The 24,529-nt window shown below is 68.8% G+C and carries 23 protein-coding genes and 1 pseudogene; 14 read left to right on the forward strand and 10 right to left on the reverse strand.

The features are described 5' to 3' along the window. The first annotated feature begins 1 nt into the window (after position 1). On the forward strand, positions 2-316 hold the full coding sequence (locus LCL61_RS00340; RefSeq protein ID WP_034313468.1) for a hypothetical protein: 315 nt from the start codon (positions 2-4) through the stop codon (positions 314-316). A gap of 34 nt (positions 317-350) precedes the next feature. After that, entirely contained in the window at positions 351-1,562 is a 1,212-nt protein-coding gene (locus LCL61_RS00345) for a peptidoglycan-binding protein (RefSeq protein ID WP_340684978.1), read from the forward strand. On the opposite strand, the gene LCL61_RS00350 is transcribed toward LCL61_RS00345, so the two are convergent. Then, positions 1,546-2,634 (reverse strand): CsgG/HfaB family protein, encoded by a 1,089-nt coding sequence (locus LCL61_RS00350; RefSeq protein ID WP_425342021.1) that lies wholly within the window; start codon positions 2,632-2,634, stop codon positions 1,546-1,548. The two genes, LCL61_RS00345 and LCL61_RS00350, sit on opposite strands and share 17 nt — an antisense overlap. A 180-nt stretch (positions 2,635-2,814) precedes the next feature. Between LCL61_RS00350 and LCL61_RS00355 the strand changes: the two genes are divergently transcribed. Next, entirely contained in the window at positions 2,815-3,225 is a 411-nt protein-coding gene (locus LCL61_RS00355; RefSeq protein ID WP_340684980.1) for a hypothetical protein, read from the forward strand. Positions 3,226-3,234: 9 nt separating this feature from the next. Here the strand turns inward: LCL61_RS00355 and LCL61_RS00360 are convergent, their stop codons facing one another. Together LCL61_RS00360 and LCL61_RS00365 are read right to left on the reverse strand one after the other, a co-directional pair. Next, on the reverse strand, positions 3,235-4,221 hold the full coding sequence (locus tag LCL61_RS00360; protein ID WP_340684981.1) for a glycosyltransferase: 987 nt from the start codon (positions 4,219-4,221) through the stop codon (positions 3,235-3,237). Between the two features lie 52 nt (positions 4,222-4,273). Continuing rightward, the gene (locus LCL61_RS00365; protein WP_340684982.1) at positions 4,274-4,900 is read right to left on the reverse strand and encodes a TetR/AcrR family transcriptional regulator; all 627 of its coding nucleotides are present in this window, start codon (positions 4,898-4,900) and stop codon (positions 4,274-4,276) included. Positions 4,901-5,012: 112 nt separating this feature from the next. Between LCL61_RS00365 and LCL61_RS00370 the strand changes: the two genes are divergently transcribed. The 3 genes and pseudogenes from LCL61_RS00370 to LCL61_RS00380 form a co-directional block, all read left to right on the forward strand. Then, positions 5,013-6,365: a flavin monoamine oxidase family protein gene (locus LCL61_RS00370; RefSeq protein WP_340684983.1), complete on the forward strand. Its 1,353-nt coding sequence runs from the start codon at positions 5,013-5,015 to the stop codon at positions 6,363-6,365. Between the two features lie 54 nt (positions 6,366-6,419). Beyond that, positions 6,420-7,016, forward strand: a complete 597-nt coding sequence (locus LCL61_RS00375) for a VOC family protein (RefSeq protein WP_340688451.1) — start codon at positions 6,420-6,422, stop codon at positions 7,014-7,016. Positions 7,017-7,110: 94 nt separating this feature from the next. Further along, positions 7,111-7,758: pseudogene (locus LCL61_RS00380) on the forward strand (ACT domain-containing protein); the annotation flags it as partial. Positions 7,759-7,780: 22 nt separating this feature from the next. Here LCL61_RS00380 and LCL61_RS00385 read toward each other — a convergent pair. Together LCL61_RS00385 and LCL61_RS00390 are read right to left on the reverse strand one after the other, a co-directional pair. Further along, positions 7,781-8,062 carry a hypothetical protein gene (locus LCL61_RS00385; protein WP_340684984.1) on the reverse strand — a complete coding sequence of 94 codons (282 nt, stop codon included), beginning with the start codon at positions 8,060-8,062 and terminating at the stop codon, positions 7,781-7,783. A gap of 17 nt (positions 8,063-8,079) precedes the next feature. Continuing rightward, positions 8,080-8,346 (reverse strand): hypothetical protein, encoded by a 267-nt coding sequence (locus LCL61_RS00390; protein ID WP_340684985.1) that lies wholly within the window; start codon positions 8,344-8,346, stop codon positions 8,080-8,082. Positions 8,347-8,501: 155 nt separating this feature from the next. On the opposite strand from LCL61_RS00390, the gene LCL61_RS00395 reads away from it, so the two are divergent. From LCL61_RS00395 to LCL61_RS00405, 3 genes are read left to right on the forward strand one after another with little or no spacing between them, the layout of a single operon-like run. Continuing rightward, complete coding sequence (locus LCL61_RS00395) at positions 8,502-8,924, forward strand: XRE family transcriptional regulator (RefSeq protein ID WP_340684986.1); 423 nt, start codon at positions 8,502-8,504, stop codon at positions 8,922-8,924. A gap of 2 nt (positions 8,925-8,926) precedes the next feature. After that, complete coding sequence (locus tag LCL61_RS00400; protein ID WP_340684987.1) at positions 8,927-9,409, forward strand: ImmA/IrrE family metallo-endopeptidase; 483 nt, start codon at positions 8,927-8,929, stop codon at positions 9,407-9,409. Next, positions 9,406-10,494 (forward strand): MAB_1171c family putative transporter, encoded by a 1,089-nt coding sequence (locus tag LCL61_RS00405; RefSeq protein WP_340684988.1) that lies wholly within the window; start codon positions 9,406-9,408, stop codon positions 10,492-10,494. The genes LCL61_RS00400 and LCL61_RS00405 overlap by 4 nt, the downstream gene beginning before the upstream one ends. Positions 10,495-10,497: 3 nt before the next feature. Here the strand turns inward: LCL61_RS00405 and LCL61_RS00410 are convergent, their stop codons facing one another. The 3 genes from LCL61_RS00410 to LCL61_RS00420 all read right to left on the reverse strand — a co-directional run bounded on the left by LCL61_RS00410 (position 10,498) and on the right by LCL61_RS00420 (position 14,328). Beyond that, entirely contained in the window at positions 10,498-11,199 is a 702-nt protein-coding gene (locus tag LCL61_RS00410; RefSeq protein ID WP_340684989.1) for a hypothetical protein, read from the reverse strand. Positions 11,200-11,437: 238 nt separating this feature from the next. After that, the gene (locus LCL61_RS00415; RefSeq protein ID WP_340684990.1) at positions 11,438-13,159 is read right to left on the reverse strand and encodes a tetratricopeptide repeat protein; all 1,722 of its coding nucleotides are present in this window, start codon (positions 13,157-13,159) and stop codon (positions 11,438-11,440) included. Next, positions 13,156-14,328, reverse strand: coding sequence for an ATP-binding protein (locus LCL61_RS00420; RefSeq protein ID WP_340684991.1), 1,173 nt, complete (start codon positions 14,326-14,328; stop codon positions 13,156-13,158). Before LCL61_RS00420 ends, LCL61_RS00415 begins: the two co-directional genes overlap by 4 nt. 285 nt (positions 14,329-14,613) lie before the next feature. Here LCL61_RS00420 and LCL61_RS00425 point away from each other — a divergent pair, with 285 nt between their 5' ends. Beyond that, positions 14,614-15,678, forward strand: a complete 1,065-nt coding sequence (locus tag LCL61_RS00425) for a DUF5925 domain-containing protein (protein ID WP_340684992.1) — start codon at positions 14,614-14,616, stop codon at positions 15,676-15,678. A gap of 150 nt (positions 15,679-15,828) precedes the next feature. Here the strand turns inward: LCL61_RS00425 and LCL61_RS00430 are convergent, their stop codons facing one another. Continuing rightward, the gene (locus tag LCL61_RS00430; RefSeq protein WP_340684993.1) at positions 15,829-15,960 is read right to left on the reverse strand and encodes a hypothetical protein; all 132 of its coding nucleotides are present in this window, start codon (positions 15,958-15,960) and stop codon (positions 15,829-15,831) included. A 110-nt stretch (positions 15,961-16,070) separates the two neighbouring features. Here LCL61_RS00430 and LCL61_RS00435 point away from each other — a divergent pair, with 110 nt between their 5' ends. Beyond that, positions 16,071-17,192 (forward strand): hypothetical protein, encoded by a 1,122-nt coding sequence (locus LCL61_RS00435; RefSeq protein ID WP_340684994.1) that lies wholly within the window; start codon positions 16,071-16,073, stop codon positions 17,190-17,192. 103 nt (positions 17,193-17,295) lie between these two features. Here the strand turns inward: LCL61_RS00435 and LCL61_RS00440 are convergent, their stop codons facing one another. Then, a complete protein-coding gene (locus tag LCL61_RS00440; protein WP_340684995.1) occupies positions 17,296-17,757 on the reverse strand; it encodes a YciI family protein in 462 nt (153 codons plus the stop codon). 449 nt (positions 17,758-18,206) lie between these two features. Here LCL61_RS00440 and LCL61_RS00445 point away from each other — a divergent pair, with 449 nt between their 5' ends. The 3 genes from LCL61_RS00445 (at position 18,207) to LCL61_RS00455 (ending at position 24,358) form a co-directional block, all read left to right on the forward strand. Beyond that, complete coding sequence (locus LCL61_RS00445; RefSeq protein WP_340684996.1) at positions 18,207-19,136, forward strand: VCBS repeat-containing protein; 930 nt, start codon at positions 18,207-18,209, stop codon at positions 19,134-19,136. 1,225 nt (positions 19,137-20,361) lie between these two features. Continuing rightward, positions 20,362-22,083, forward strand: coding sequence for a GAF domain-containing protein (locus LCL61_RS00450; RefSeq protein ID WP_340684997.1), 1,722 nt, complete (start codon positions 20,362-20,364; stop codon positions 22,081-22,083). Between the two features lie 658 nt (positions 22,084-22,741). Further along, positions 22,742-24,358 (forward strand): amidase, encoded by a 1,617-nt coding sequence (locus LCL61_RS00455; protein ID WP_340684998.1) that lies wholly within the window; start codon positions 22,742-22,744, stop codon positions 24,356-24,358. The last annotated feature ends 171 nt before the right edge of the window (positions 24,359-24,529 follow it).

Consider the following 24,529-nt stretch of genomic DNA (forward strand, 5'->3'; position numbering starts at 1 on the left):
CATGACTCGCCGATTCGATCCAGAGCAGATCGCCGCGTTGGCCAAGAAGGTCGGCGGGCTCAAGGACGGCTACAGCGGCGCGGGCAAGGACCTGGGCGACGGCGATCCCGGTGGCGCGTTCGGCGACCTGAAGAACGCGGCCAGCACGGGGACCACGATGAAGGGTTTCCACCGCGGTGTGAACGCCGAACTGGCGGCCGCCGCGAAGCTCGTCGACGCCGCGTCGAACGCGTTGGCCAACGCCGCCCAGCGGATGCGGAACGACGAAGCCGCGGGTGTCGACACCCTCCGCGGCGGCGCCCGCGAGCGGGACTGATCGGACTGAAGACGGGAACCAGGGGGATTTACCGATGACCACCGCGGAGCGGAATCCGAGCACGCTCGACGACCCGTCGCACGACCGCCCGAAGTCGTTGGACGCCATCGACAAACACGCCCAGCAGGCGCAGAAGCTCAATTCGAGCGCGGTCAACGACCAGGCGAGGAAGGTCGGCGGCGCGGCGACGAGGGCGAACGATCTCGGCGACGACCTCAAGGTCTTCCGCGACGACGTCCTGCGTAACTGGGAGGGCAAGGACGCCGACGCCGTCGCCGAACACCTCGAAAAGCTCGGCAAGGCCAGCTACAAGGTGAGCGACAAGGCCGAGGCCGCCAAGAACATCCTCCAGCGGGTGTCCGAGATTCTCGACGAGGTCAAGAAGAAGGTCGCACAGCTCGCCCAGGAAGCTAACGACAAGGACGCGGACAACCGCAAGCTGATCGACGCGGCCCGCCGCCGGAAGAACAGCTCGAAGGACGACAACGAGATCGCCGCCGCCGCGACGGACATCGAGCGGCTCCGGCAGCTCAACGAAAAAGACTCGAACGGCAAGAAGGACGAGATCGAGAAAGCGCTGGACGACGCCGAGAAGCAGATCGACGATCTCCTCAAGCCACTCGGCCTGGAGATCGAAGGCGGTTTCATCGAGCTCATCCCCGCCGACGACGGCCAGACCACGGCGTCGAGCGTCAACGCGAAGCCCGTCAACTCCAACCTGAGCAGCACACCCAGCTACGGCGGGGGAGACGGCGGCGGTGGTGGCGGAGGCGGCGGCGGTGGCGGCGGCCCCGCCGGGGTGCCGGGCGACGGCAGGCCCGCCAAGCCGATCGACGCGCGGGGCGACAACCCGGCGAAGATCGCCGAGCAGTTCCTCGGCCGCAACGCCGGCGACCTCAAGGGCAGCGGCGAGCTGCCCGCCATGCAGTCGTGGGTGCCCAACAACGTCAACTGCGCGAACTTCGTTTCCGGCTGTCTCGAGGCGGCGGGCCTGATCGACAAGGGGCAGGCCAGTGCCTCGGTCGCGGGCCTGACGGCCAACCTCGAAGCGGACGGCTGGAAGTCGGTGCCGCTTTCGGAAGCGAAACCGGGCGACGTGGTGATCTCGAACAACGGCGGGCACGTCGTGCTGTACGCGGGCGATGGCCAGTTCATCGGCTCGAACAACGTCAACCCCGACGGTTCGCAGAAGATCAGCATGGGCGGCGGTGGCGGCCTCGTGAAGATCCTCACCCCGCCGACCTGATCCGACAGAACGCCATAGCAGCACCGGGCCCGGCGACGCGGTCGTCCGCGTCGCCGCCCGCCAGTGGGAGGNATTTCGGATCTTCGGCCGGCGCGGCAGCGGGCTTGGGCTTCGGCTTGGCGGCCGGGCGTGCGGCAGCTGCGGGAGCGGCCGAGGCAGTCGCTCCTGCGGCGGCGGCCGCCGGCTTGCTGCCCAGCTTCTGGCGCAGTTCGATCTGGCCCGGACGGAAACCGCCGCGCATCGCGTCGACGCCGTCTTCGATGGTGCCGTATGAGGTCTGTGCAGCGACGCGGTCGATGCGGATGGTGCAGCACGGGTGTTCGCTGCGGCCCAGCGAGCGGCCGGTCTGCGGGTCCTTCAGTTCTTCGCCCAGGCGCACGGCCTGCCAGCGCTGGCCGGCCTGCACGGTGTCACCGCCCTGGCTCAGCACCACCTGGTCACCGTCCACCGACACCACCGATACCGGGAACAGCGTGGTGACGATGCTGGTGCCGATCTGGCCGGACAGCGATTCCATCATCGCCGCGGCCATGTTGCGGCCGTTGACCACACGCGGCAGGGTGCTGGGGCCGGTCGAGGCCAGCTGGTGGTCGAAGCTGTCGGACATCACCACCTGGCCGGTGGTGGCGTTGACCAGGCGCAGGGTGATGCGGCCGCCACCGGAGTACGAGGTCACCTGGCGGTCGGACATGCGCAGGTTGCGCACGCTGCGCGGGTACTCGAAGCGTTCGATGGTCGGTATCAGGATCAGATCGGTCGCCAGCTGCTGGCCCACGCGCGCGGTGTCCTGCAGGCGCACGTTGCCGCTGTTGATGTGGTCGATCTCGGCCTGCAGTTCGTCGCCGAACTCACGGTCCAGCACGATGAAGCGCTGGGTCTGGGTCAGCGTGTCGGACAGGCGTGCGCGGATCGCGTCGGCCACTTCATCGGCATCCACGCGGCCATCGCCTACGGCGTAGCTGCCGGCCTTGGTGCGCGGCAGTGCAACCACGATCTTCGGCTTGCCCTGCTCGTCCGGTGCGCGGTACTGGGCGATCTGGGCACGTACGCGTACTTTCCAGTAGCTGCGCATGCTGCGGTGGGTCACGTCGGAATCGAACGAGCTGGCGCCACGCTTGGCATCGACGTTGACCTTCTCGTCGTAGCTCTGCTTGACACTGGCCGAAGCCGAACCGCTCTTGGCCGAGGCTTCGCCGGACGCACTGGCCGACGCGGTCGTCCGCGTCGCCGCCCGCCAGTGGGAGGTAGCTCGATGTACACCCCGTCCGCACGACCCGTCCCGGTGGCGCTGAACCCCGGCGACCCGGTCCGGGAAGCGGTACTCCAGGCCGCCACCGCCCGGCTCGACCAGGAATTCGGCGATCGGGTCCAGGTGGCCGTGGAACAGCTCGACCGGCTCGGTCCCTGGGTGTTCCTGCAGGGGACGATGCGCGGCACCGAAGCCGGCCGGTCGTACTACGCCGGCACCATCTACGAGAACAAGCGGGCCGACGGCGTCATGTCCGACGTCTACGTCGCCCTGCTCAAGAAGCGGAGCGAGACGAACGTCGATGACGACGCCCGGTCCTGGCGGGTGGCCAACTGCGCCATCGGCCCGACGGACGTCGCCTGGCTGACCTGGCCGGACGAGCACGAGGTGCCGCAGGAGCTCTTCGGCTTCTGAGCCGATCGCTCACGAGGCCCAGTCCGGCAGTGCCCGGGCGATCTCGGCGGGGGAGGGCATCCGGGCGATCTCCTCGGCGATCGCCCTGGCCGCGTCGCGATGGGCGTTCCGGCCCAGCAGGCTCCCGGTGTGTTCGGCGACGGCTTCCGCGTTCGGTTCGCCGGGGTGAAGACTCAGCGCGGCACCCGCCGCACACAGGGCTTCGGCGTTGGCGAACTGGTCGGCTCCCTGCGGGAGGATCAGCTGCGGGACGCCGACCGAGAGCGCGCCGAGGGTCGTGCCGCTGCCGCCGTGGTGCACGACCACGTCGACGTGCGGCAGCAGGTCGGCTTGCGGGATCCATGCCCGCACCGTCACGTTGTCCGGTACGGCGCCGAGTTCCTCCGGGCGGACCCGTCCCGAGGCGACCACCACGTGCGCGCCGAGCGGAGCCAGCCCCCGGAGCACGGTGGTGAGCACTTCCGGCGTGCCGAAGGCGGTGCCGAGCGTCAGATAGATCAGCGGACGAGCGGACTTTTCGACGCGCCACGGGGGCACCGCCGGTTCGGAGTAGGGCACGGGTCGCAGTGCGACGCGTTCGGCCGTCGCGAGGAAGTTCCTGTCCTGCAAGGACTGTGGGCAGATGTCGAGATGGGGGCGGTCGGGCCGCGTCGGCGGCTCGAACCCGATTCCGTCCGGGAACAGGCGGCCGAACCCGTGCCAGAGGCCGGGGATCCCGGCGCGCTCCGCGGCGACGGCCACCCCGGGCTGTCCCCATTCGTGCACGACGAGGTCGGGCCGGAGTCGTGCCAGTTCCGGTTCGAGATCCTCGGCGTAGATCTCGTAGAACGCGTCCGCCGGGCGAAAAGGCCTGAGACCGTTCCTCAGCAGCGGCGGGTGGACGTTCTCTCCGGCGGCGAAATGCACTTCGTGCCCGGCGTCCCTGGCGGCGATCGCGAGCGGGATCAGCGGATAGGTATGGCCGACCGACGCAAGGCTGGCGAAGAGGACTCGCATGCGCACCAGTTTCATTCAGATGTTCAACCCAGATGGTGAAAACATCTGAATGTTAGCGCGGATTTCCGGTGCGCGCCGCGACAGGCTGCGGATCCGCCAGTAACACGATCATGTCCAGTGCCCGTTCGAGATCCCCGTGCGCGCGTACCGGGTCCGGGTGGGCCACGTACTGCAGGATCAGGCCGTCGACCGAGGCGAGCGCGAGTCGTCCCAGCGTGTCGAAGCCGACGGCGCAGCGTTCGCCGGCGGCGATGGCGGCCTGTTCGCAGAGCCTGGTCACGAGCGAGATGTAGGCGTCGTACTGGGATCGGGCGAGGTTCGGTGCCTCGCTCCGCAACGAGTAGTTGGAGAGCTCGTACTGCATGATCTGCAATCCGACGTCACCCTCGACGAGTTTGTCCCAGAACGTCGTGATGCCCGTCCGGAGCGCGTGCTCGAAGCCCCGGTCCGGTTCGAGGCCGCTGCGCAGCGCGTCGGAGATGTCGTCGACGACCGTGCCGATGACCGCGCGCAACAGCTGGTCCTTGCTCGGGAAGACGTAGTGCAGGGTGCCCAGTGAGATCCCCGCTTCGGCGGCCACCGCGCGGAGAGTGGTCCCGGGTACGCCGACGGTGCTGAGCACCCGGATCGCCGCGGCGACGATCTGCCCCTCGCGTTCCGCCGCCTTCACGTAGGCCATCCGGCTTCTCCTTCGTCGGTCGTGTCCGAGTTTCGCATATCGGCTCTTGTGCCGGGTGGAGGCCTGTCCTACTTTGAGTCGGACAACCGACCGACAATTTGGGGAGTCTGCCGTGCACACTGTCGATGTCGTGGTTATCGGAGCGGGCCTCGCGGGGTTGACCGCCGCTCGCGCGCTGACCGGCGCGGGACGCACGGTCGCCGTGCTGGAGGCGAGGGACCGGGTGGCGGGCCGCAACCTCGGTCATGAGCTGGTCAACGGGGTCGCGGTCGAGCTGGGCGGTCAGTGGATCGGCCGGACGCAGACCGAGGTCCTGAAACTCGTCGCCGAGCTCGGCCTCGAGACGTTCCCGACTTACGACGACGGGGCGGCGGTGACGGTCTACAACGGCAGGCGCACCATCTACGCGGACGAAACGTTCGGGCTGTCGGATCAGGCGGCGCTCGAAGTCGGCCGGATGAAGTTCGAACTCGAGGCTTTGGCCGAGACGGTGTCGCTCTCCTCGCCGTGGATGTCACCCGAAGCCGCGGAGCTGGACCGCAAAACCCTGGACGAATGGCTTCGCGCCGCCACGGACGACGTCGAGGCCCTCGCGTTCTGGGGAGCCGTCGTCCCCGCGGTGTTCTCCGCGGAACCGGCGGAGATGTCGTTGCTGCACTTCCTGTTCTACGTCAAATCCGCGGGCACGCTGGACGTTCTCGTCGCCACCACCGGCGGTGCGCAGGAGCTGCGCGTCGTGGGCGGCACCCACCTGATCTCCGAGCGGCTCGCCGATCGGCTGGGTGACGTCATCACGCTCGGCGCGCCGGTTCGCGGTATCGCCCACCACGCGGACGGGGTCGAGGTGTGCCACGACGGCGGGCGGATCGCCGCCCAGCGGGTGATCGTGGCGATCCCGCCCACGCTGGCGGGACGGCTGCACTACGAGCCGGCGCTCCCGGCGGCGCGTGACGGGCTGACCCAGCAGATCCCGATGGGCAGCGTGATCAAGGTGCAGGTGGCCTATCCGGCGCCGTTCTGGCGCGACGCCGGGCTCAACGGGTTCGCGTTCAACCTGGACGACCCGCTGTGCGTCACCCTGGACAACTCGCCGCCGGACGGCTCTTGCGGCGTCCTCGTCGGCTTCTTCGAGGGCGCCCACGCCCGCGAGGTCGCCCGCCTGTCACCCCGGGAACGCCGCGAGGCGGCGGTCGCCACGCTGGTGAAGCAATTCGGGCCGGAAGCGGCGGAACCGATGGATTACGTCGAACAGAACTGGATGGAGGAGGAGTACACCCGCGGCTGTTACGGCGGCCGCCTCGGCGCGGGCGGGTGGACCCAGTACGGCGCCGCGCTGGCCGAACCGGTCGGGCGGATCCATTGGGCGGGTGCGGAGACCTCCGACATCTGGAACGGCTACATGGACGGCGCCGTCCGTTCCGGGCATCGCGCCGCCGCCGAAGTGCTCGCGCGGTTGGAGCGGTGAACGCAGAAAACCGGCGGGTCCGCCTCGACCACGCACGCGCGGAACTCAAGGCGNCTGTTCAGCTGGGACGCCCCGTTCCAACCGGCGTTCCGCTCCGAGGCGGGCCCCAAACGGGGCAAGAACCGCCTGCACCTGGATCTGGCGAGCCGTTCGCCCGAGCACCAGGCCGAGCTGGTGGACCGTGCGCTGTCCCTCGGCGCACGGCATATCGACATCGGCCAGGGCCCGCCGGAGGAGAAACGGGTGCCGTGGGTGGTGCTCGCGGACCCCGAGGGCAACGAGTTCTGCGTCCTCGAGCCGCGCGAACAGTACGAGGGCACCGGCGCGATCGCTTCGGTCGTCACCGACGCCCTCGACCCGGAGCGGCTGGCGCGGTTCTGGGCGGCCTCCCTGGGCTGGGAGGTCGGCGTCCGGGAAGAGGCGATCGTCGGCCTGCGGCCACCGGACGGCCGCGGCCCGTGGATCGAGTTCCTCGCCACGCGGGAGGAGAAACGGCACAGGAACAGGCTGCGGTTCGAGATCGCGCCACGGCGAGGCAAGAGCCGGGCGGCCGAAGTCCGGCGCCTGCGGGAGCTGGGCGCGTCAGGGCAGCGTGGCGATGCGATGGTGGATCCGGAGGGCAACGAGTTCAGCGTGCTTTCTCCCCGCTGAGTGTTTCGCCGGGGTTGCGCGGTGGCGTCGAACGCTGACCTGAGCGAAACACCCGCGCCGTGGGCAGGCAACAACCGGCCGGGACCGTGGAGTCATGGAGACCTATCGAGCCCGGCCCACCCTGGTCCATCCCGGCGAAGAGACCGCGGCCGCGTCGGCATGGCGTGTCCGGATCCGCGTGGACGACCGGCCCGGCACCCTGGCCAGGATCGCGATCCGGCTCGCCGACCTCGAATGCAACATCCTCGGACTGTCGGTGCTCCCGGTCCCCGGAGGCGTGCTCGACGAGATCGTCCTGCGGCCGGCCACCGGTCTGCCGCGCCAACTGCTCATCGACGCGATCCGCGACGAAGGATGCGAATGCTCCGCCGTCATCGACGCGGATCTGGCCGAACTGGTCGACCCTGCCACCGCGACGCTCACCGCGGCCAAGAGGGCTGTCGAGGAGCCCGGTGGCCTCGCGGAAGTGCTCCGCGGCGTCCTCGCGGCCGACGTAGTCACCAAGGTCCCGTCGATCGAGGCGAACCCGGCCCGCACGGAAGGCGGGCACCGCGCGGTGTTCCCGGCAGGGGACGGCGCCGCGTTCGTCGCGCGCCGCCGGTGGTCACCGTTCGTCGAACTGGAACTGAGCCGCGCCGTCGCACTGGTCGGCCTGACCACCGCCGTCCGCGACAACGTGACCGGTCCGATCGTGCTCGACCGGGCCGACGGCACCGCGATCGTCCTGCGCAAGGGCGTCCCGAAAGTGGCTTTCGCGGCACCGCCTACTTCGTGCAGTGGATCCCGGCTTCACCCCGGTACATCACGAAGCTGATCTTCACCGAGTACAGGTGGATGGTCACGCACTGGTCGGGCGTGTACCCGTAGGCGGAGGCGTGGTCGTAGGCCTGCTGCAACGCCGTCCGCTTGGCCGAGGCCGACGTCTTCTCCACGGTGGTCCCGAGGAACGCCCGGGTCTCCGCGGCGCTCGCCACCCCCGGTGCGAGTGTCATGAGTCCCGCGAGGACCACGGCGGCCCCCGTCGTGCGGGCGATCGTTCTGTTCATCGTTTCCCCTCCTGGTGTCAGCGCTGGCAGTAGAGCCGGACGGTGGCGCTGTAGTAGTACGTCTGCGACCGGACGTCGGAGGCTAGGACGTAGCACTGTGAGTCCAGCCAGCCCGTGTTGCGGGCGAAGGTGCGGGCGACCTTTTCCGCCGAGCCGATGGCGTCCGTCGGATACGGCCCGATGCCGCTGCCGTAGAAATCTCCGGTCTCCACGGCGAGAGCCGGCGTCGCCGACACGGTCATGGCGGCCACTGCCAGTGCCGCCGCGGTCAACAACTTCTTCATGGGAACTCCCCCTCCAGGGTGTCAGCCAGAATCGACTGACTCCCTTCAGTCATTCATCTCAGCTAACGTGATGACCGTAAGGGGCCGTCGGATCGGCTGTCAACTCACATGAACGATAATCTCTCTGAGATTCATCTCAGCTTACGGAGGTGAAGATGACCGAACCACGGGCGACCACGCTCACCGACCGGATCGACCGCCTCTTCCAAGTGGTCCGGCGGCCCAACGGCGAGCAGTACAGCCACGAGGAAGTGGCGCGGGCCTGCCGGGAGAGCACCGGCGAGTCGTTTTCCGCCGCCTACCTCTGGCAACTGCGGACGGGCCGCCGGGACAACCCGACCAAACGGCATCTCGAAGCGCTCGCGGCGTTCTTCCAGGTGCCGCCCGCGTACTTCTTCGACGACGAACAGGGAAGGGCTCTTGCCGAAGAGGTCGAGTTGCTGGGAGCGTTGCGCAACACCGCGGTGCGCAACCTGGCGTTGCGCGCGGTGACGCTGTCCGAGGAGGGGCTCGGCACCGTGACCGACATCGTCGAGGCGATCAGGCGGCGCGAGTCCAAGCGTGACCAGGGGGAGTAGCCATGTTCGGCAGGAAGAGCGCGCTCTGGCGCAGATGTGAGCGGATCGCGTCCGCGGTGCGGCTACCGGAACCGTTCGACGTCACCACGTTGTTCGGCGAGGTCGCGGCGATGCGCGGGCGCCCCATCGAACTGGTGGCGCTCGAGGCGCGGCCTGGGGCGCCGTGCGGGGTGCTCGCGGCCACCGACCGGGCGGACTACGTGTTCTACACGCGGGACACGTCTCCGTTGCACCAGCGGCACATCCTGCTGCATGAACTCGGCCATCTGCTGTGCGGGCACGTCGAAGGCGAGGTGCGGCCGGAGGCGATCGCCGCGATGGTCGCGCCCTCGCTTTCGGCGGATCTGGTCCGCCGGGTCCTCGGCCGCACGACGTACGCGCAGGAGCAGGAGAAGGAAGCCGAACTCTTCGCGTCGTTGCTCATGCGCCGAGCCGTGAGCGCCGGACCGGAATCCGATCGGCTGCGCCACGCCCTCGGTTCGTGATCAGCTATCTGTCCGCCACGATGCTGGCGTTGATCGGCGTCACCCGGCTGATGACGGTGCGTGCCGGGCCGAGGCATCTGGCCACGTTCTTCCTCAGCATGGCGGCGGGCCTCGCCGTCTCCGCCGACGCCACGGTCCGGCTCCTCGGCGACGACCTGCTCCCTCGGCTGGTCACCAACGCGCTGCAACTGCTCGCGATGCGCGCGCTGGTCCAGGTGGTCCGCAGTACCCGGTCACCGGAAAAGCCGACGCCGTTCTGGCCCATCGTGCTGTGCTGGGCGTTGATGTTCCTGTGCTACCTGGACATCGTTCCGCATCGGCTCGAAGTGGGCACGCCCGCGTTCCAGTGGCGCTGGAGCGTCGTCGCGTACCAAGTGGTCCTCACGGCGTACGGGGTCACCTGCCTGGTGCTGTTCACGCGCATGCTGGCCCGCAGTGCCGCGAGCCGTCCACAAGGGACATTCCGGACCGGCCTGCGGATCCTGGTCTGCGCCGCCGTCACGACCATCGCGTGGGTGCTGTTCTCCGGGCTTCCCTCGCTGTGGCTGGAGATCACCGACCTCGCGGACCTCGATTTCCTGCCACGCGCCCGCCTGGTCGGCCTCGGCGCGATGGTGCTGTGGGTCCTCGGCGGACTGTTCACCACCTGGGACGGCGCGCTCCGGCTGGCGCGCGCGTGGCGAGGGATCCGGGCGGTGACACCGCTGTGGAAGGAACTCGTCGCCGCGCATCCGCAGATCGCGCTGCCCGTGCGCCACGACCTCGAATTCACGTTGTACCGCAGGGTGATCGAGATCCGTGACGGTCTACTCGCGTTGCGGGCACACGTTCCGCCGCAGCTCGGGGACTGGCTGCGCACCCCGGTCGACGAACCCACGCGCGCCGCCGCCGAACTCGCGGCGGCGCTGGTGATGCGTGCGGCGGGGCGCAGCTGGCCGCACCCGCCGGCCGGGCCGGAGGACGCGCATCCCGGCGTGCGGGAGGAAAGCGCCTGGCTGAGCGCCGTGTCGTCCGCCTTCACGAACTCCCGCGTCGTGCGGGAGGTGCGGGAACGCGCGCTGGCCGAGGCCGGGCACCTTTCCTGACGGTCAAGGCCTGCCGAGTTCCAGTGTGGCGTTGTGCAGCGACGAGTACATCGGGTCGGAAGTGAAGTCCGGCCCGGTCTCCTCGCCGAGGTAGACGTCGATGTGCCGGTCGCCGCCGAGACCGGGCGTGAACTCGTCCATGATCCGCCAGGAGGCGGACCGTAGCCGGTCGCAGACTCCCGCGTCGATCGCCGTGCCGTCCTCCGCGGTGCCGCAGCCGGTGATCCGCAGTTCGCGGCCGGCGCCGAGGACGTTCGGATCCGCGGCGGCGGACACGAACGGCTCCAGCGGGCGGCCATGGCTGTCACGAGGCGCGTTGTCCAGCCAGAAACCGATGTCGTGCGACCAGTTCAGGTAGCGGCCGGCATGCCGTCCGCTGACGATCCGGCCGGTTCCCTCGGCTTCGACGGCCTGCACGAACCCTCCGGGGTAGCGCCCCAGGTGATCGTCGCCGCGTTCGCAGTCGATCACCAGGCAGCCGGTGACCGGCACGGGGTCTTCGTCGTGATGCGCTTCGACGGCGGTGTAGTACACGGTCACGTACCACCCGGCCGACGACTCCTTACCGGAGCCACCGCGGTCGATGGCGGAGGCCGCGGCGAGGGCCAGCACGGCGGCCGCGAGGACGAAAACGAGCTTGTTCCGTCCGCTGGAGCACCTGAGCACGGTCGTCCTCGGCCTGCGGGCGCAGGGATACGAGTTCACCACCGCCAGCGATGTCGCCAGGGGCTGACCTCGGCGGCGAACGTATCGGATGCGATGGCCGTCCGCGGTCGTGTCGCGAAAGTGGCCTTCGCGACACATGCCCGGCCCGTGGGTCTCACCGCCCCTGGGCCGGGCACTCGTCCTGCCTCCGCTGACGTCGCGAAAGCCACTCGGGGTGACCCCGCGCTTCGGTCCCGGCCGCCGCCGTCGTGCGTGCGTGGTTTTCGCTCACCGCCGCTCAGATATCGGTGGTGGACACCAAGATCTGGGCGAGTCTCCCGTCCCCCCACACCAAGCCGAGCCGATGCCCGGCGAAGTCGTAGTTGACCCAGGTCTCGCCGGTGGCGCGGTTCTGCCAGCTGTCGTGCGCAACGGCCCCGTGCGCCAGCACGAAGGCGTCGACCGACCCACGATGCCCGCCGAGGTCGAGCCCGGAGATCACGCGGTCCGCGTTCGGGCAGCGCGCGACCTCGACACTGACCCTCTTCACCAGCCCGTCGAGCACCGTGATGTCGACGCCGTCGACACTCGGTTCCTTGCGGCCCACCAAAAACCGCCGGACGGCCGAGTCCGGGAAGAGCCCGCGCAGTTCCGCGTACGCCGCGGAGTCCTCGGGCGCACCCAGCGCCGCGCATATCGTCACGATGACGCCGGTCAGCGGCGTCCCGGGGGCAGGGGGCGGATCGGCCGCGGGCTTCTCGGTCTTCCTGGGTGCCGGCCGCGGGTCCCGGCCGCCGAAGCCTGCCACGCGGTCCCAGATCCAGTCGGCCATCGAGTCGGCGACGGGCTCGTCGGGCTGTCCTGGCCGGCGCCGGACCAGCGCCCCGAACGCGACGACGACCAGGTACGCCCCGGCGTCGTCGGTCATCACCTGTTCCCAGAGTTCGTTCTCGGGCCAGTCGGGGTGCGCCGCCCGGTCGGCCTCGATCTCGGCGTCCATGGCGACGATCTCGGCCGCGGACATCAGGCGGAACGGCTCTGCCTGCCCCCAGGTGGCACCCGAGCCGGGCTGCTGGCCGTCGTGCCAGGCCACCAGCGGCTTCGCGACTATCGAGCCGACCTTCTTGTCCGCCAGATCGGCGGCCGTGGCGCCCGGCCGAAGGGTGGCACGCAGGTCGGCGGGCAGCACGGCGTCCAGCGCCGCCAGCGCGGAAGGCAGGTCGGTGCCGAGCCGCTGGTCGCGGATCTGCTGCCAAGCCATCTCGAGCGCGCCAGTGCCCTGGAGGTCCGCCAGGGTGATGTCGTCGCCGCTCGCTTTCTCGAGGATCCGCAGCATCGCCCGAGCGGCACCCACCAGGCTCTGCAGCAGGTCGTCGGTCGGATCCTCACGCAGCAGCCGAAGACCGAGTTGTTCGGCGTCATCGAACCGGTACTGCGCCAGGTAGGCGTAGCCGAGCAGCATGGCGACCCAGGAGTCCGCCGCGTTGGCCCGGATGGCCTCCTCGGCCGCGGGAGCGAACCGTTCGGGTGGTGCGAAGCTCTCCAGCAGGTACTCCGCGCGTTTCGCCAGCGCCTTGGGGAGGTCATCCGGCGCCGTCCGCGCGCACAGTGCCACCGCCTCGTCGAGTTGCCGCCACCCTTCCTCGTGCGCCCCGGAGAGTGCCTGGGCGGAGCCCAGCTTCATCCAGTCGTCCCAGTCCTCGTGGCTCTCGCCCAGCACGGTGCGCGCCCATCGCAGCGCCTCGTCATGGTTGTGCTCCGCCGATTCCAGATGCCGAAGCGCACGAGCCGCCATCGTGAACCAAGTGTCGCGCCGGCCGGCCACCCGGAGGAACAGCCGCCGCGCCTCGTCGACTTCGCCGCACACCTGGCGGTGATCGCCGAGCAGCATCAACGCGCTGCTCCGCTCCGGCTGGGCCGCGAGCACCCGCAGCGCCAACTCGGCGACCTTGGGATGCGTCGGCTGGGCTCCGATGAGTTCCCAGGCCAGGTCGAGGTCGCGCTCCAGGTCGTCGCTCATCGCATGCCTCGCTTCACCCGGTATGCCCGGAGCTGATCGAAGGTGCCGTCGTCGACGCCGTACTCCAGTACCGGCGCGACCTGGTCGAACCAGGACGTCGTCGACGGGGTGATGCCGCCGACCGCGGCCAGCAGCGCGTCGGTGGTGACGGGTATCAGCTCGCCCCTGCTCATCGACTCGACCATCGCCTTCTGCAGCACGGTGGTCGTCAAGTGGCTGAGGTCGGCGCCGGAGAACCCTTCGGTCGCCGCCGCGACGGCCACGACGTCGACATCGTCGGCGGGTTTGCCCGCCAGCGCGCCCTGGACGATCGCCGCCCTGGCGACCGCGTCCGGTGGCAGCACCAGCACCGTCTTGTCGATCCGGCCCGGACGGCGCAGGGCGGAGTCGATGTCCCACGGCCGGTTCGTCGCGGCAAGGAAGTAGACCCCGTCGTTCTTGCCCGCCATGCCGTCTAGCTCTTCGAGCAGCTGAGTGACGAGCATCCGCATCGCGTGCGATCCGCCGCCACCGGAGGTACGCCGTCCACCGAGCGCGTCGAACTCGTCGAAGAAGATCACGCACGGCGTCGCCGCGCGGGCGTGGCGGAACACGCTCTGGATCGCCTTCTCGCTCTCCCCGATCCACTTGCTGAGCAGGTCCGCGAGGGTCACGTGGAGGAAGGAGGCGCCGAGATCGCCGGCGATCGCCCTGGCGATGAAGGTCTTGCCGCAGCCGGGCGGGCCGTACATCAGCAGCGACCCGCCGGGCGTCTGCCCGAACGCCGCCGCCAGCTCGGGATTGCGCAGCGGAGCGAGGAACGCGGTGTCCAGGTGCTGCTTGACCTCGGCGAGACCCGCGACGTCGGCCAGCGTCACCGCCGGGCGCTCGGCGTCCCACAGCGACGCCGACACGGCGGCGCCGCTTTCCTGACGGTCTTCGTCGGCCGGGGCCGGAACCGGGGTCGAGGTGCGCAACCGCGCCGCCATCAGCCGGGCGCGCAGCAGCCGGACCCGCGCCGGATCACCGCCGTGGGCCTCGAACGCCGCCAGCTCGGTGGCGGCGCGGGCCGGCTCCCGCTCCAGCAGAAGCGTCACGAAGTCTTCGCGCAGCGCCAGATTGCCCGGGTCGGCCTCCACCTCGCGCGCGATCACCTCGACGAAGCCGTCGTCCGGATCTGCGTCGTTCACCGCGCGGCTCCTTCGCTCCTCGCCTCGCCGAGGCGGTCGAGTACGGCGACCAGCTCGGGGCTGTTGTCTCTGGTCATTCGGTTCTCTCTCGTCTGAGCCGCGTTCGTGTCCGTTTCACGACCAGAAAAGCATCCCTTCGATCATCGGGGTGCCGGGGGTGGGGCCGTGGACGGGCCAGCGGCGGGCGCCGGCGCCTTTCGACACGCCCGATCATGATCCCCTGTCAGGGGTGAATAGGGGACGGTCCCTGATGTGCGCCGGCTTCGCCGGATGGATCGTGGCGTGGTGACAGCATGGACAACCGAGTCATCCCGGCCCGCGGCCACCGAAACTCTCGATCGAGCGATGTTCTTCGGCGGCAACGCGCCGATGGAAGGCGTGCTGAATTCGCTGGCGATGGAGCCTTTCATCACCGGGTCGCAGCCGCACTCGAGGGCCGCCGACATCACCGAGGTCTCGCCGGACGCGACCTTGCTGCCGCCGGGGGTCAGCGCGGACCTGACGTATGAGCTCGACGGGCGGCATTCGCACCTCGCCTTCGGACCGGAATGGACACTCGTCGCGTTGCGGCGACGCGCCGGTGCCGCGACCGTATGCGTGTCCGCCACCTCCGGCGCACTGGCGGACGAGGTGCTCGCGGCCGCGGTCCGAACGGCACGGACGGGGACGCCGGGGGAGTCGGCCGTACCCGTCGGTTTCTGGCACGTGCAAGGGTGTGGTGGCGCCGGGGTGCGTGCGCCCAGGACCATGGACTTGCCGCCGTGGCAGGAGATCCGCGGCAACTACCCGCGGTCGGCGGTGACCGCGCTCGACACGCTCATGACGGTGCGGCCGCAGGACATCACCGGCAGGCTGGTGCTCCTCCATGGCCCCGCGGGCACCGGCAAGACGACCGCCGTGCGCGCACTCGCGCACGAATGGCGGGACTGGTGCCAGGTCGACAACGTCCTCGACCCCGAGGTCCTGTTCGCCGACCCGGGCTATCTGACGTCGGTGGTGCTCGGTGAGGAGCGAGCGGACAAGCGGAAATGGCGGCTGCTCATCCTCGAGGACTGCGACGAACTGGTCGGCGCCGACGCGAAACGCGACTCCGGACAGGCCCTGTCCCGGCTGCTCAATCTGACGGACGGCCTGCTCGGTCAAGGCCTGGACATCCTCGTCTGCCTGACCACCAACGAGAACGTCGCGCGGTTGCACCCCGCGGTGGTCCGGCCGGGCCGTTGCCTCGCCGAGATCGAGATCCCCCGGCTGCCCCAAGACGAGGCGGCCACCTGGCTGGGCACAGGCGCGGAGATCGGCGCGGAGGGCGCCACCCTGGCCGAGCTGTATCGCCTGCGAACCGCGGCCTAGTCGCGTCGGATGACCTGGCCGGCTTCGCCGTTCGCCGGATCCGCGGGGGCCGGACTGTTAGGGTCCGGCCATGCGGGTGTGGTGGTGTGGCCTGGTCATAGGCGCGGTCGCGCTGCTCGGCGCGTGTGCCGGGGGCGGGGCGGGGCGGGGTCAGGTGGTGCCTTCGACCACGGCGACGATCCCGACGACAGGCCTCGTGGAGACGACGACGCGGCCGCCGGCGACCACCACGACCCGGAGTACGACGACGGACACGACCCGCACGACGACGACCCATCGCACCACGACTCAGCGCAAGACGACGACCGCGAAGCGCCCGACGACCCCGCGCCGCACTCCACCCCGGACACGCTGACGGCTCACTTGGCCGGTGCCAATGGGATCCTTGGCGGGTGATGGAGAGTGCGCGGCGTGAGCTGGAGCGGATGCGGGGATCGTCCGGTGCGTGGCGGGAGTTGCGTTATGAGCGTGCGACGGATGCCGATGGCGAGGCCCGCGACGGGAACGCGGTGCGGCGGGCAAAGGTGTTGTGGGCGCTGCAATACGACCGCCGTCCCGAAGACCTCCCGCTGGTGCGGTGGTTGGCCGGGCAAGAGGCGTCGTGCCGTCACGAGGCGCCGTTCCAGGGACTGAGCGAGGAGACCGAGCTCGCCGGTTTCCTGCTCGCCGAATACCGGCAGGTGGAGGACGTGTGGCTGCACTGGGAAATCAAGGTGGCGAATTTCGACACCTGGTGTGGTTACGACCTTGAACACCTGTTCGCCGCTGGAGTACGGGCCACCACCGCCTTCGTCCGAGGCAGCGGCCATGCCGACCGTGACGCCGTGCTCGAGCGGCTGCTCGACGAGGCGGGCAGGCCCTGCGTATCCGAGGAGGGCCTGGCGAAGTGGTCGCAGCGCAAGCGCTCTCACTTCCCCGCGGATCCAGCCGCGGAGGACCCGGTCACCTGGGTCGAGCGCGCCCATCTGACCGGCGACCGTGAACTGACCCGCCGGGAGCTCGACCGCTGGGCGGCCGGTCGCGATCGGGACAAGGAAACACTGGGACGGCTCCGTTACTACCTGGCCGGCTTGGGGGCGTTCGCCGAGGCGGCTCGAGCGCAGCGCGCGAGCCTGGCGTTCGCCGTCGACGACCGGGATTCGGCGTCGGCCTGGCAGACCCTTGCCGGGCTGGAGCGCCAGGCCGGCGACCACCACGCCGCCTGGGAAGCGCTGTGCGAGTGCCGCCGAGCCCTGGAAGGCGTGTCCGGATGGTCGGAGGTGGGGCTGGGCCGGATGTACGTGGAGGAACTGTTCCTGCTGGCCGGCTCCGCGGAGGGCGAGTTCGCCGAGGCGGTGTTCGCCGAGGCGGACCGTCGGGCTCGCGACGTGCCCGGCCTTCCCCTGGTGGTGTTGCAAAGCGCCGCCGAAGCGGCCGACAAAGTCGGCGACCAGACCAAAGCCGGGTACTACCGGAAGCTCCGCGATGCCGAGCGACAGCGCATCGACACCGCGATGGGCCGAGCCCGCCATTGAGGCCGCCCAGGCTCGAGCCGGATCTTGTCGACGGAAGCCGATGTGTCGGCGCGGACGCGGGTACTGATCCGCGCCGACACATCAGGCCGCGACGACTTGCCGTTCAGTCCTGCGGTGCTTCCTGCAGTGCGCGGACCTCGACCCTGCTTCGCAGCGCACGCGAGGCCTGCTTGGTCCATTCGATCGCGACGTCGTCGTTCTCGGCCTCGATGATCCAGAAGCCGCCGAGGTACTCCTTGGCCTCGACGAACGGGCCTGGAGTGAGTACGGGGCTGTCACCGGTGTAGTCCACAGTGGTCGCGCTCGACGGCGGGTGCAGGCCGCCTGCGGTCACGAACGCGCCCGCCTCCTGAACGGCGGTGTTGAACGCACCGCGGCGCGCTCCGGATCGATGTCGCGCACCAACGCGGCGGCCTCGATCGTCAGCTCCGCATCGGCCCGGGGGAGGTGCGTTCGTACTCCACGGCGCCACGCGTATAGATGGCGTCGGTCCGGATGCCGGGATCGGTGGTGAGCGAGAGCGCCTCGGCCGCCAGCCGGGCGGCGCGGTCGGCCTTGCCGGCATCGAACGCGGCCTGGCTGGCCCGGGCGATCCGCCTGTCTGGTTGTCACGGCCTGGTTTCAGTCGGCAGGAGCCGCTTCGAGCAGATCGTGCACGTGACCAACCCGATCGCACGCCGACTTACGCGACGACGGGTGGCAGGTGCCTGTAGTAGTGGCCCCTTTGCTGGCCACTTGTGCGACCGTGAAAGTGGGAACAGTCTGGTATCGGAAGTCGATTTTCGTGCAATGAGGTGGTGGCGATGGTCTCTGTGTGTCGACCATTCGTCGCAGTGTCGTCTGCTGGTCCCGATTAGTATCCAGGTTCCTATGGTTTGGATGTCGCACCATGCTTCCTGGTGTCGTCTATTGCATTGACCCAACTGGTAAATGAATCTGATGGCGCTACATTTCGACAGGTCGAAGCCATCGGTGGAGTGCAGTTGATCGCCTTTGCTGCGATAAGGAGAATCTGTGCGTTTCAGGAAGAGTCTGTCGATAGTCATTGCAACGCTTGCCTCGACGCTATCAGGTTTGAGCTTTTCGTCCCATTCGGCCAATGCTGATTCGCCTTCTATTGTTGAGGCCGGAACACGCGCTGTGCAGAACGACTACGTCGTATGGAGGCCTGGCAACGGGGTTTGGTATGTGAGCAACTCTGCGACAGGATCGGTCACCACGAGGCAGTGGGGTATCTCCGGAGACATTCCGGTCGGGGGCGACTACACGGGGGACGGGCGAAGCGACTTCGTGGTTTGGCGGCCGAGCAATGGCGTTTGGTACGTCAATGATCGGATCACCGGAGCGGTCGTCACCAGGCAGTGGGGTACCGCGGGGGACGTCCCGGTTGGTGGTGACTACACCGGCGACAGCGCCTTCGACTTCGTGGTTTGGCGGCCAAGCAATGGATTCTGGTACGTCAATAACCGGATCAGTGGAGGGGTGACGACCCAGCAGTGGGGCACGGCGGGCGATGTCCCGGTGAGTGCCGATTTCACCGGGGATGGTCGTAAAGACTTCGTGGTCTGGCGGCCAAGCAACGGGGTCTGGTACGTCAACGACAGCGCAACCGGTGCGGTGACCACCAGGCAGTGGGGCACCGCCGGAGATGTCCCGGTCGGTGGTGACGTGACCGGGGACGCCCGTGCTGACTACACCATCTGGCGGCCGAGCAATGGCGTTTGGTACGTCGTCGATACCGCCACCGGAGCCGTGAGGAATCAGCAGTGGGGCACGGCGGGCGATGTCCCGGTGAGTGCCGATTTCACCGGGGATGGTCGTAATGATTTCGTGGTCTGGCGGCCAGGCAACGGGGTCTGGTATGTCATGGACAGCGCAACCGGTGCGGTGACTACCAGGCAGTGGGGTACCGCCGGAGATGTCCCGGTGGCATCCTTCCGCTGACGCTGTCGCTGCTCTCACCCGGTCACCCAGCCGTTGGTAGCCCGAGACTCGGCCGCAGCTTGCTATGGCCTTCCCTTCAGTGCCACAACGGATGGGTGCTCGACTCGGTGATGGGCGGCCGCGGTGATCCGACCGCGTCGGGCGTCCGGTCGAGCTGTTGATGACCGGTGGCCCGCGCAATTCTGTTCCGTAATGGTCAACGTAGCGTCAGTAGACGCCGGGGGTGCATCTCGCCACGACCCAGTCTCTCGCATTGTCGCCGGTGAAATGGACCCGCTTGAGGCAAAGCCCATCATGAGGGCGAGGTGCGGGCGACCTGCTCGGAAGCACGGCTCGCGCTGTCGTCACGGTATCCACGGCGTTTCCCTGGGGAGTCACGAGTGTCATGGTGAACACTTCCGGAATGTCGTCCACGATACTGAAGGTCTGGTCGGGCGCGGGACCTCCCGCGAACCGCGTACTCGCGATCAGGTAGACCGCGCCCGGTCGCAACAGGACGCCGTCCGGGATGCGGGCAAGTTCCACGGCGTGGGAATGAAGTACCACCAGCAACCGAGAGCCCCCGAGGGGCAGCGTACGGGATCCGCGGTTGGCGATCTCGACGAATTCAGCCCGAGAGTCCTGTGCGCCTCGAGTGCCGATCTCGTGCATAGTGGCCTCGAGAGTCCGCTGATGTCCCTGGGCTTGTCCATCGGCTCCGGCCGTACCGCACGCGCCGACCGTCAGCACGGCCACCGTGATAGCGGCGGTCACCGCGCACGCTCTTCTCATGACTGAACCTCCCTGGATTTCCCGGGGCCATCGCTTGCTCACCCCGGTGCCGTAGCCTGCGGACGGCACCGGCTGGCCAGTACCGCCGCAGTGGACGTGGACATCGTGGATCCTCCTGCCAAAGCGAGGTTCTGGGTCAATGATTCGCCCGTCTCGTGCGGTCTGGTTAGGGACGAACGTCCCACTTCGGGTCTGCCAAGGACCCTCCATGTCTGGTCACGAGACTCTGACTGGGACGGCCTGTCCCGGAGAGGCCGGACACCCCACGCACCACACGGCCGTTTCGCGCTGGGAAGTGCGGGGCACGTCCGTCCGGTCAGTGAGCTGTCGCGACGTCCGGAGGACCGTCGCCGGGCGCGATCGTGGCCTCTTGGCAGGGCAGGCTCGCGGTGGAAGGCTGAGCACGTTGGAGGCGACAGAGGCTGTCATCGAGATGTCGGGAAAGGATCCCTCGATGTCGTCCGAGCCGGAAGCGACCGGAGTTGTTCCGCAGCCGAGTGCGGCGGTTCTGACCGGGTTGCGGCTCGACGAGTTGCTGCGTGAGGTTCAGGAGCGGCTATCGGAGATCGTCAAGACCCGCGACAGGTTGCAGGGGCTGCTTGACGCGGTTGTCGCGGTGGCGACCGGTTTGGAGCTCGACGCCACCTTGCAACGCATCGTCCAGGCCGCGGCGAAGCTGGTCGACGCCCGATACGGCGCCCTCGGTGTCGTTGGCGACGAGGATGGCCTTTCCGAGTTCGTCCATGTGGGTATCGACCCGGAGACCCGCGCGATGATGGGGCACCTCCCTGAGGGACGTGGCCTGCTGGGTTTGCTGATCGACGAGCCGTATCCGGTGCGGGTCCCGGATCTGTCGGCGCATCCGGCGTCGGTCGGCTTCCCCGCGAACCATCCGCCGATGCGCAGTTTCCTCGGTGTACCCGTCCGGGTCCGGGACGAGGTCTTCGGCAACCTGTATCTGACAGAGAAGCGGAACGCGGCCGAGTTCACCGCCGATGACGAGGTGGTGATCCAGGCGTTGGCCGCCGCGGCGGGGGTGGCGATCGACAACGCCCGCCTGTTCGAGCGGTCCCGGATGCGGGAGCGGTGGCTGGGGGCGGTCGCCGAGGTCACCGGCAGGCTGCTCGGCGGGGCTTCGGTGACCGACACGCTTGACCTGATCGGCGAGTGTGTCCGGGAGCTTGCCGAAGCCGACGGGGTGACGATTCTTCTGGCAAAGGCGGGTGAGGCGCGGTCACTGACGGTGAGTTCGACGGTGGGTGACCGGATCGGCCCGCTGCTGAACACCTCGACGCCCCGCGCTCATCCGGTGCTCGACGAGGTCTTTTCCGAGGGGCGGGTGAGTCTCATCCCGGATCTTGGCGCCGTCTTCCCGGCGGAGGATGAGCCCTCACTCACCGGCCCTGGCGTGGTGGTGCCATTGACCGGCACGGCAGGGGACGGCGGGGTGCTGCTCGCCGGGCGTGGGAAAGGTGCCGCGCAGTTCGACTGGGAGCAGATCCCCCTGCTGTTCTCGTTCGCCGGCCAGGCGGCCGTCGCCCTTGAATTCGACGAGAAGCAGCGTAGCCGGCGTTTGCTGGACGTGTTCGCCGATCGGGACCGGATCGCGCAGGATCTGCATGATCACGTCATCCAGCGGATGTTCGCCATCGGGATGAGCCTGCAGAGCATTCTATCGAGGGTGCCGGACGAGTTCGCCCGGGACCGGATCGCGAATGGGGTGGAGCAACTGGATCGGACGGCCCGGAAGATCAGGACGTCCATCTTCGATCTGCACACGTCCGGCTCGGGCGAGCCGCGAACGCTGCGGCGGCGTTTGCTGGACGTGGTCACCGAGTTGACCGGTGAAGGCACGGTGACCACGTCGGTCCGTATCGACGGCGCCGTCGATACGCGCGTTTCGCCGGCGTTGTACGAACACGCGGAGGCGGTGGTGCGCGAAGCACTCAGCAACGCGGTCCGTCACTCCGGGGGCGACGAGATCGGCATCGGCGTCGAGGCCGATCGTGAACTGGTCATCGAGGTCACAGACAACGGGGTCGGTATTTCCGAAGCAGGGCGGCGCAGCGGACTGGCCAACCTCGTGCAGCGGGCGGAACGCTGCGGCGGCAGCGCGGGATTCGCGGCCCGGCCGGATGGCGGGACCAGAGTGACCTGGCGTGTCCCGTTGCCCTGAATCGGGCTATCCGCCGCCGAACATCGGGCGTGGGCTGCTTCGCGTGGTGGAAGTGTCCTGCGGTTCCTGCGAACGAGGCTTCAGCTTGATCATCTGGTTCTCGTTCGTGAAGGGATGGGTCATGTGCGGAGCGCGCCGAATGGTCTTCCAGACTCAGCCGGCCGAGGACCCGTTGCTGTTCGCGCCGGTGGCGACCTACCGAAGATCTGCTCCAGGAAATTGGTGTGAGAGGGCCCGGTGGCGGCAGCCATGGGTGGTAGTTGTCGTGTGGACGTGTCATCTCTTCGCGGGCGTACTCCGTTCCAGAGCCGGCGAACCATCATCGTATTTGCCTGACACTCGGCGGTAAGTGGGGCAGATCGGCTGGACGGCGCGTGATTCTGTCTTACGCCGCCGTTGGCGACGTATCGGGATCGGTGTGATCGCCCGGCCGGATGACCCAGCGCGCGTGCCGCCCTGGTGAACGGGTTCCATTGTGGACAAGGTGGGGTTGACCCCACCCCGAAAGGGCAGCAGGTGCCATCGCTTCACACCGTCGGGCGGCTTAAGGTTCAGCTATCCGGACTGGAGCCGGTACACGCGGCGGGAAATCGATCCACGCGTCAGAAAGTTCACCATTTCGGGGCGCCGTGAACGGTGCCCGAACAAGGAGGAAACGATGCGTTCGTCAGCTCGAACACGACGGCGTGGGATCGTGGCCGCATTGACAGGTGTCTGTCTTCTGCTGCCGGCGTCGGCGCACGCCGACGACCGCACGACCTCGCTCCAGGCCTCGGAGATGAGCACTGTTCTGGACCGGCTGACCATCCCGGATCTCCAGTGGGCCATGGACGGCCGGCTGCTGAGTTCCGAGCGGCTCACCCGCGGCTACCTCGATCGCATCAACGCTGTGAACCCACGATTGAAGGCGGTGGTGCAGACGAACCCGGACGCGCTCGCCCTCGCGCGCCAGAGCGACAGCCGTCGCCGCGCCCACCAGACGCGGGGGCCGCTGGAAGGTATCCCGATCCTGCTGAAGGAGAACATCGACACCGCGGACCGGCAGACCACCACCGCGGGTTCGACCGCGTTGCGCACGGCGAAGCCTGCCAAGGACGCGTTCCTGGTCCAGCGTCTGCGTGATGCGGGCGCGGTCATCCTCGGCAAGGCGAACATGTCCGAGTGGGCCAACTTCTACGGCTCCGGGCAGATCCCGGGCTGGAGCGCCGTCGGTGGGCAGACCCGCAACCCCTACGTCCTCGACCGGAGTCCGTGCGGTTCGTCCAGCGGCTCCGCCGCCGCGGCGGCGGCCGGGCTGGCGACGGTGACGATCGGTACGGAGACCGACTCGTCGATCGTGTGCCCGTCCGCCGCGACGTCGACGGTCGGTGTGAAGACCACGCTGGGGGTGGTCAGCCGTGGCGGTGTCGTGCCGATCACGAACCAGCACGACACCCCCGGCCCCATCGCCCGCACGGTGACCGACGCTGCGCTGACCCTCGCGGTGATGGCGGGAGCCGACGCGGGGGATCCGGCCACGGCACCGGTCGCGGGCGCCCTGCCCGCCGACTACCGCACGATGCTCACTCGCGATTCGTTGCGCGGCAAGCGAATTGGTGTGTGGCGCAAGGGGCATGAGGGAATCGACCGCGATGTCGACCGGGTTTTCGAGTCCGCTGTTCAGCGGCTCCGCGCCTTGGGCGCGACCGTCGTCGAAGGAGCGGATGTCCCCGACGTCATCGGAATGGTCCAGCCGCATCTGCTGCCCGCCGTGCTGACCGAGTTCAAGCACGACCTCAACGGCTATCTCGCGACGACCCCGGGCGGGCATCCCAAGAACCTCACCGATCTCATCGCCTACAACAAGAAGCACGCCGCTGTCGAGCTGCCGGGCTTCGAGCAGGACCTGCTCGAGATGGCCGACAAGACCGACGGCAACGTGAACGACCCGGCGTATCGTGCTCACCGGGCGGCCGCGACCGGCCAGGCCCGGGACTCCATCGACGCCGTGGTGAAGAAGTACCGTCTCGACGCGATCGTGACGGCCACCGACTTGCCCGCCCCGCCGATCTTCGGAGGTGGCGGTAGCTCCTTCGTCAGCAGCACCCGCAGCACGTCGACAGCCGGGTATCCCCACATCACCGTTCCGGGTGGCTTCGCCCGGACGGGCCTGCCGATCGGCGTCTCCTTCCTCGGCACCCGCCTGACCGACGCTTCCCTGCTCGGTTACGCCTACGCCTTCGAACAGGCCACCCACGCCCGGAAGGCACCGCATTACCTGCCCACCGCACGCTGACATCACCGGCGCGCGACTCCGGTCCGGCGAGGGCCCGCAAGGGTACCGAGGACCCCGATTCCCGGCTCGGGCATGATCTCCCAACCTGTTCCCATTTCCGGAAATAGCTCACGAAATGACCTTCCACCAGGTGCTGGAGCGTGCCGGCCGACCCCCGCCCGTGCCCTGGCG

This window comes from Amycolatopsis coloradensis, from assembly GCF_037997115.1.
GTDB lineage: Bacteria > Actinomycetota > Actinomycetes > Mycobacteriales > Pseudonocardiaceae > Amycolatopsis > Amycolatopsis coloradensis_A.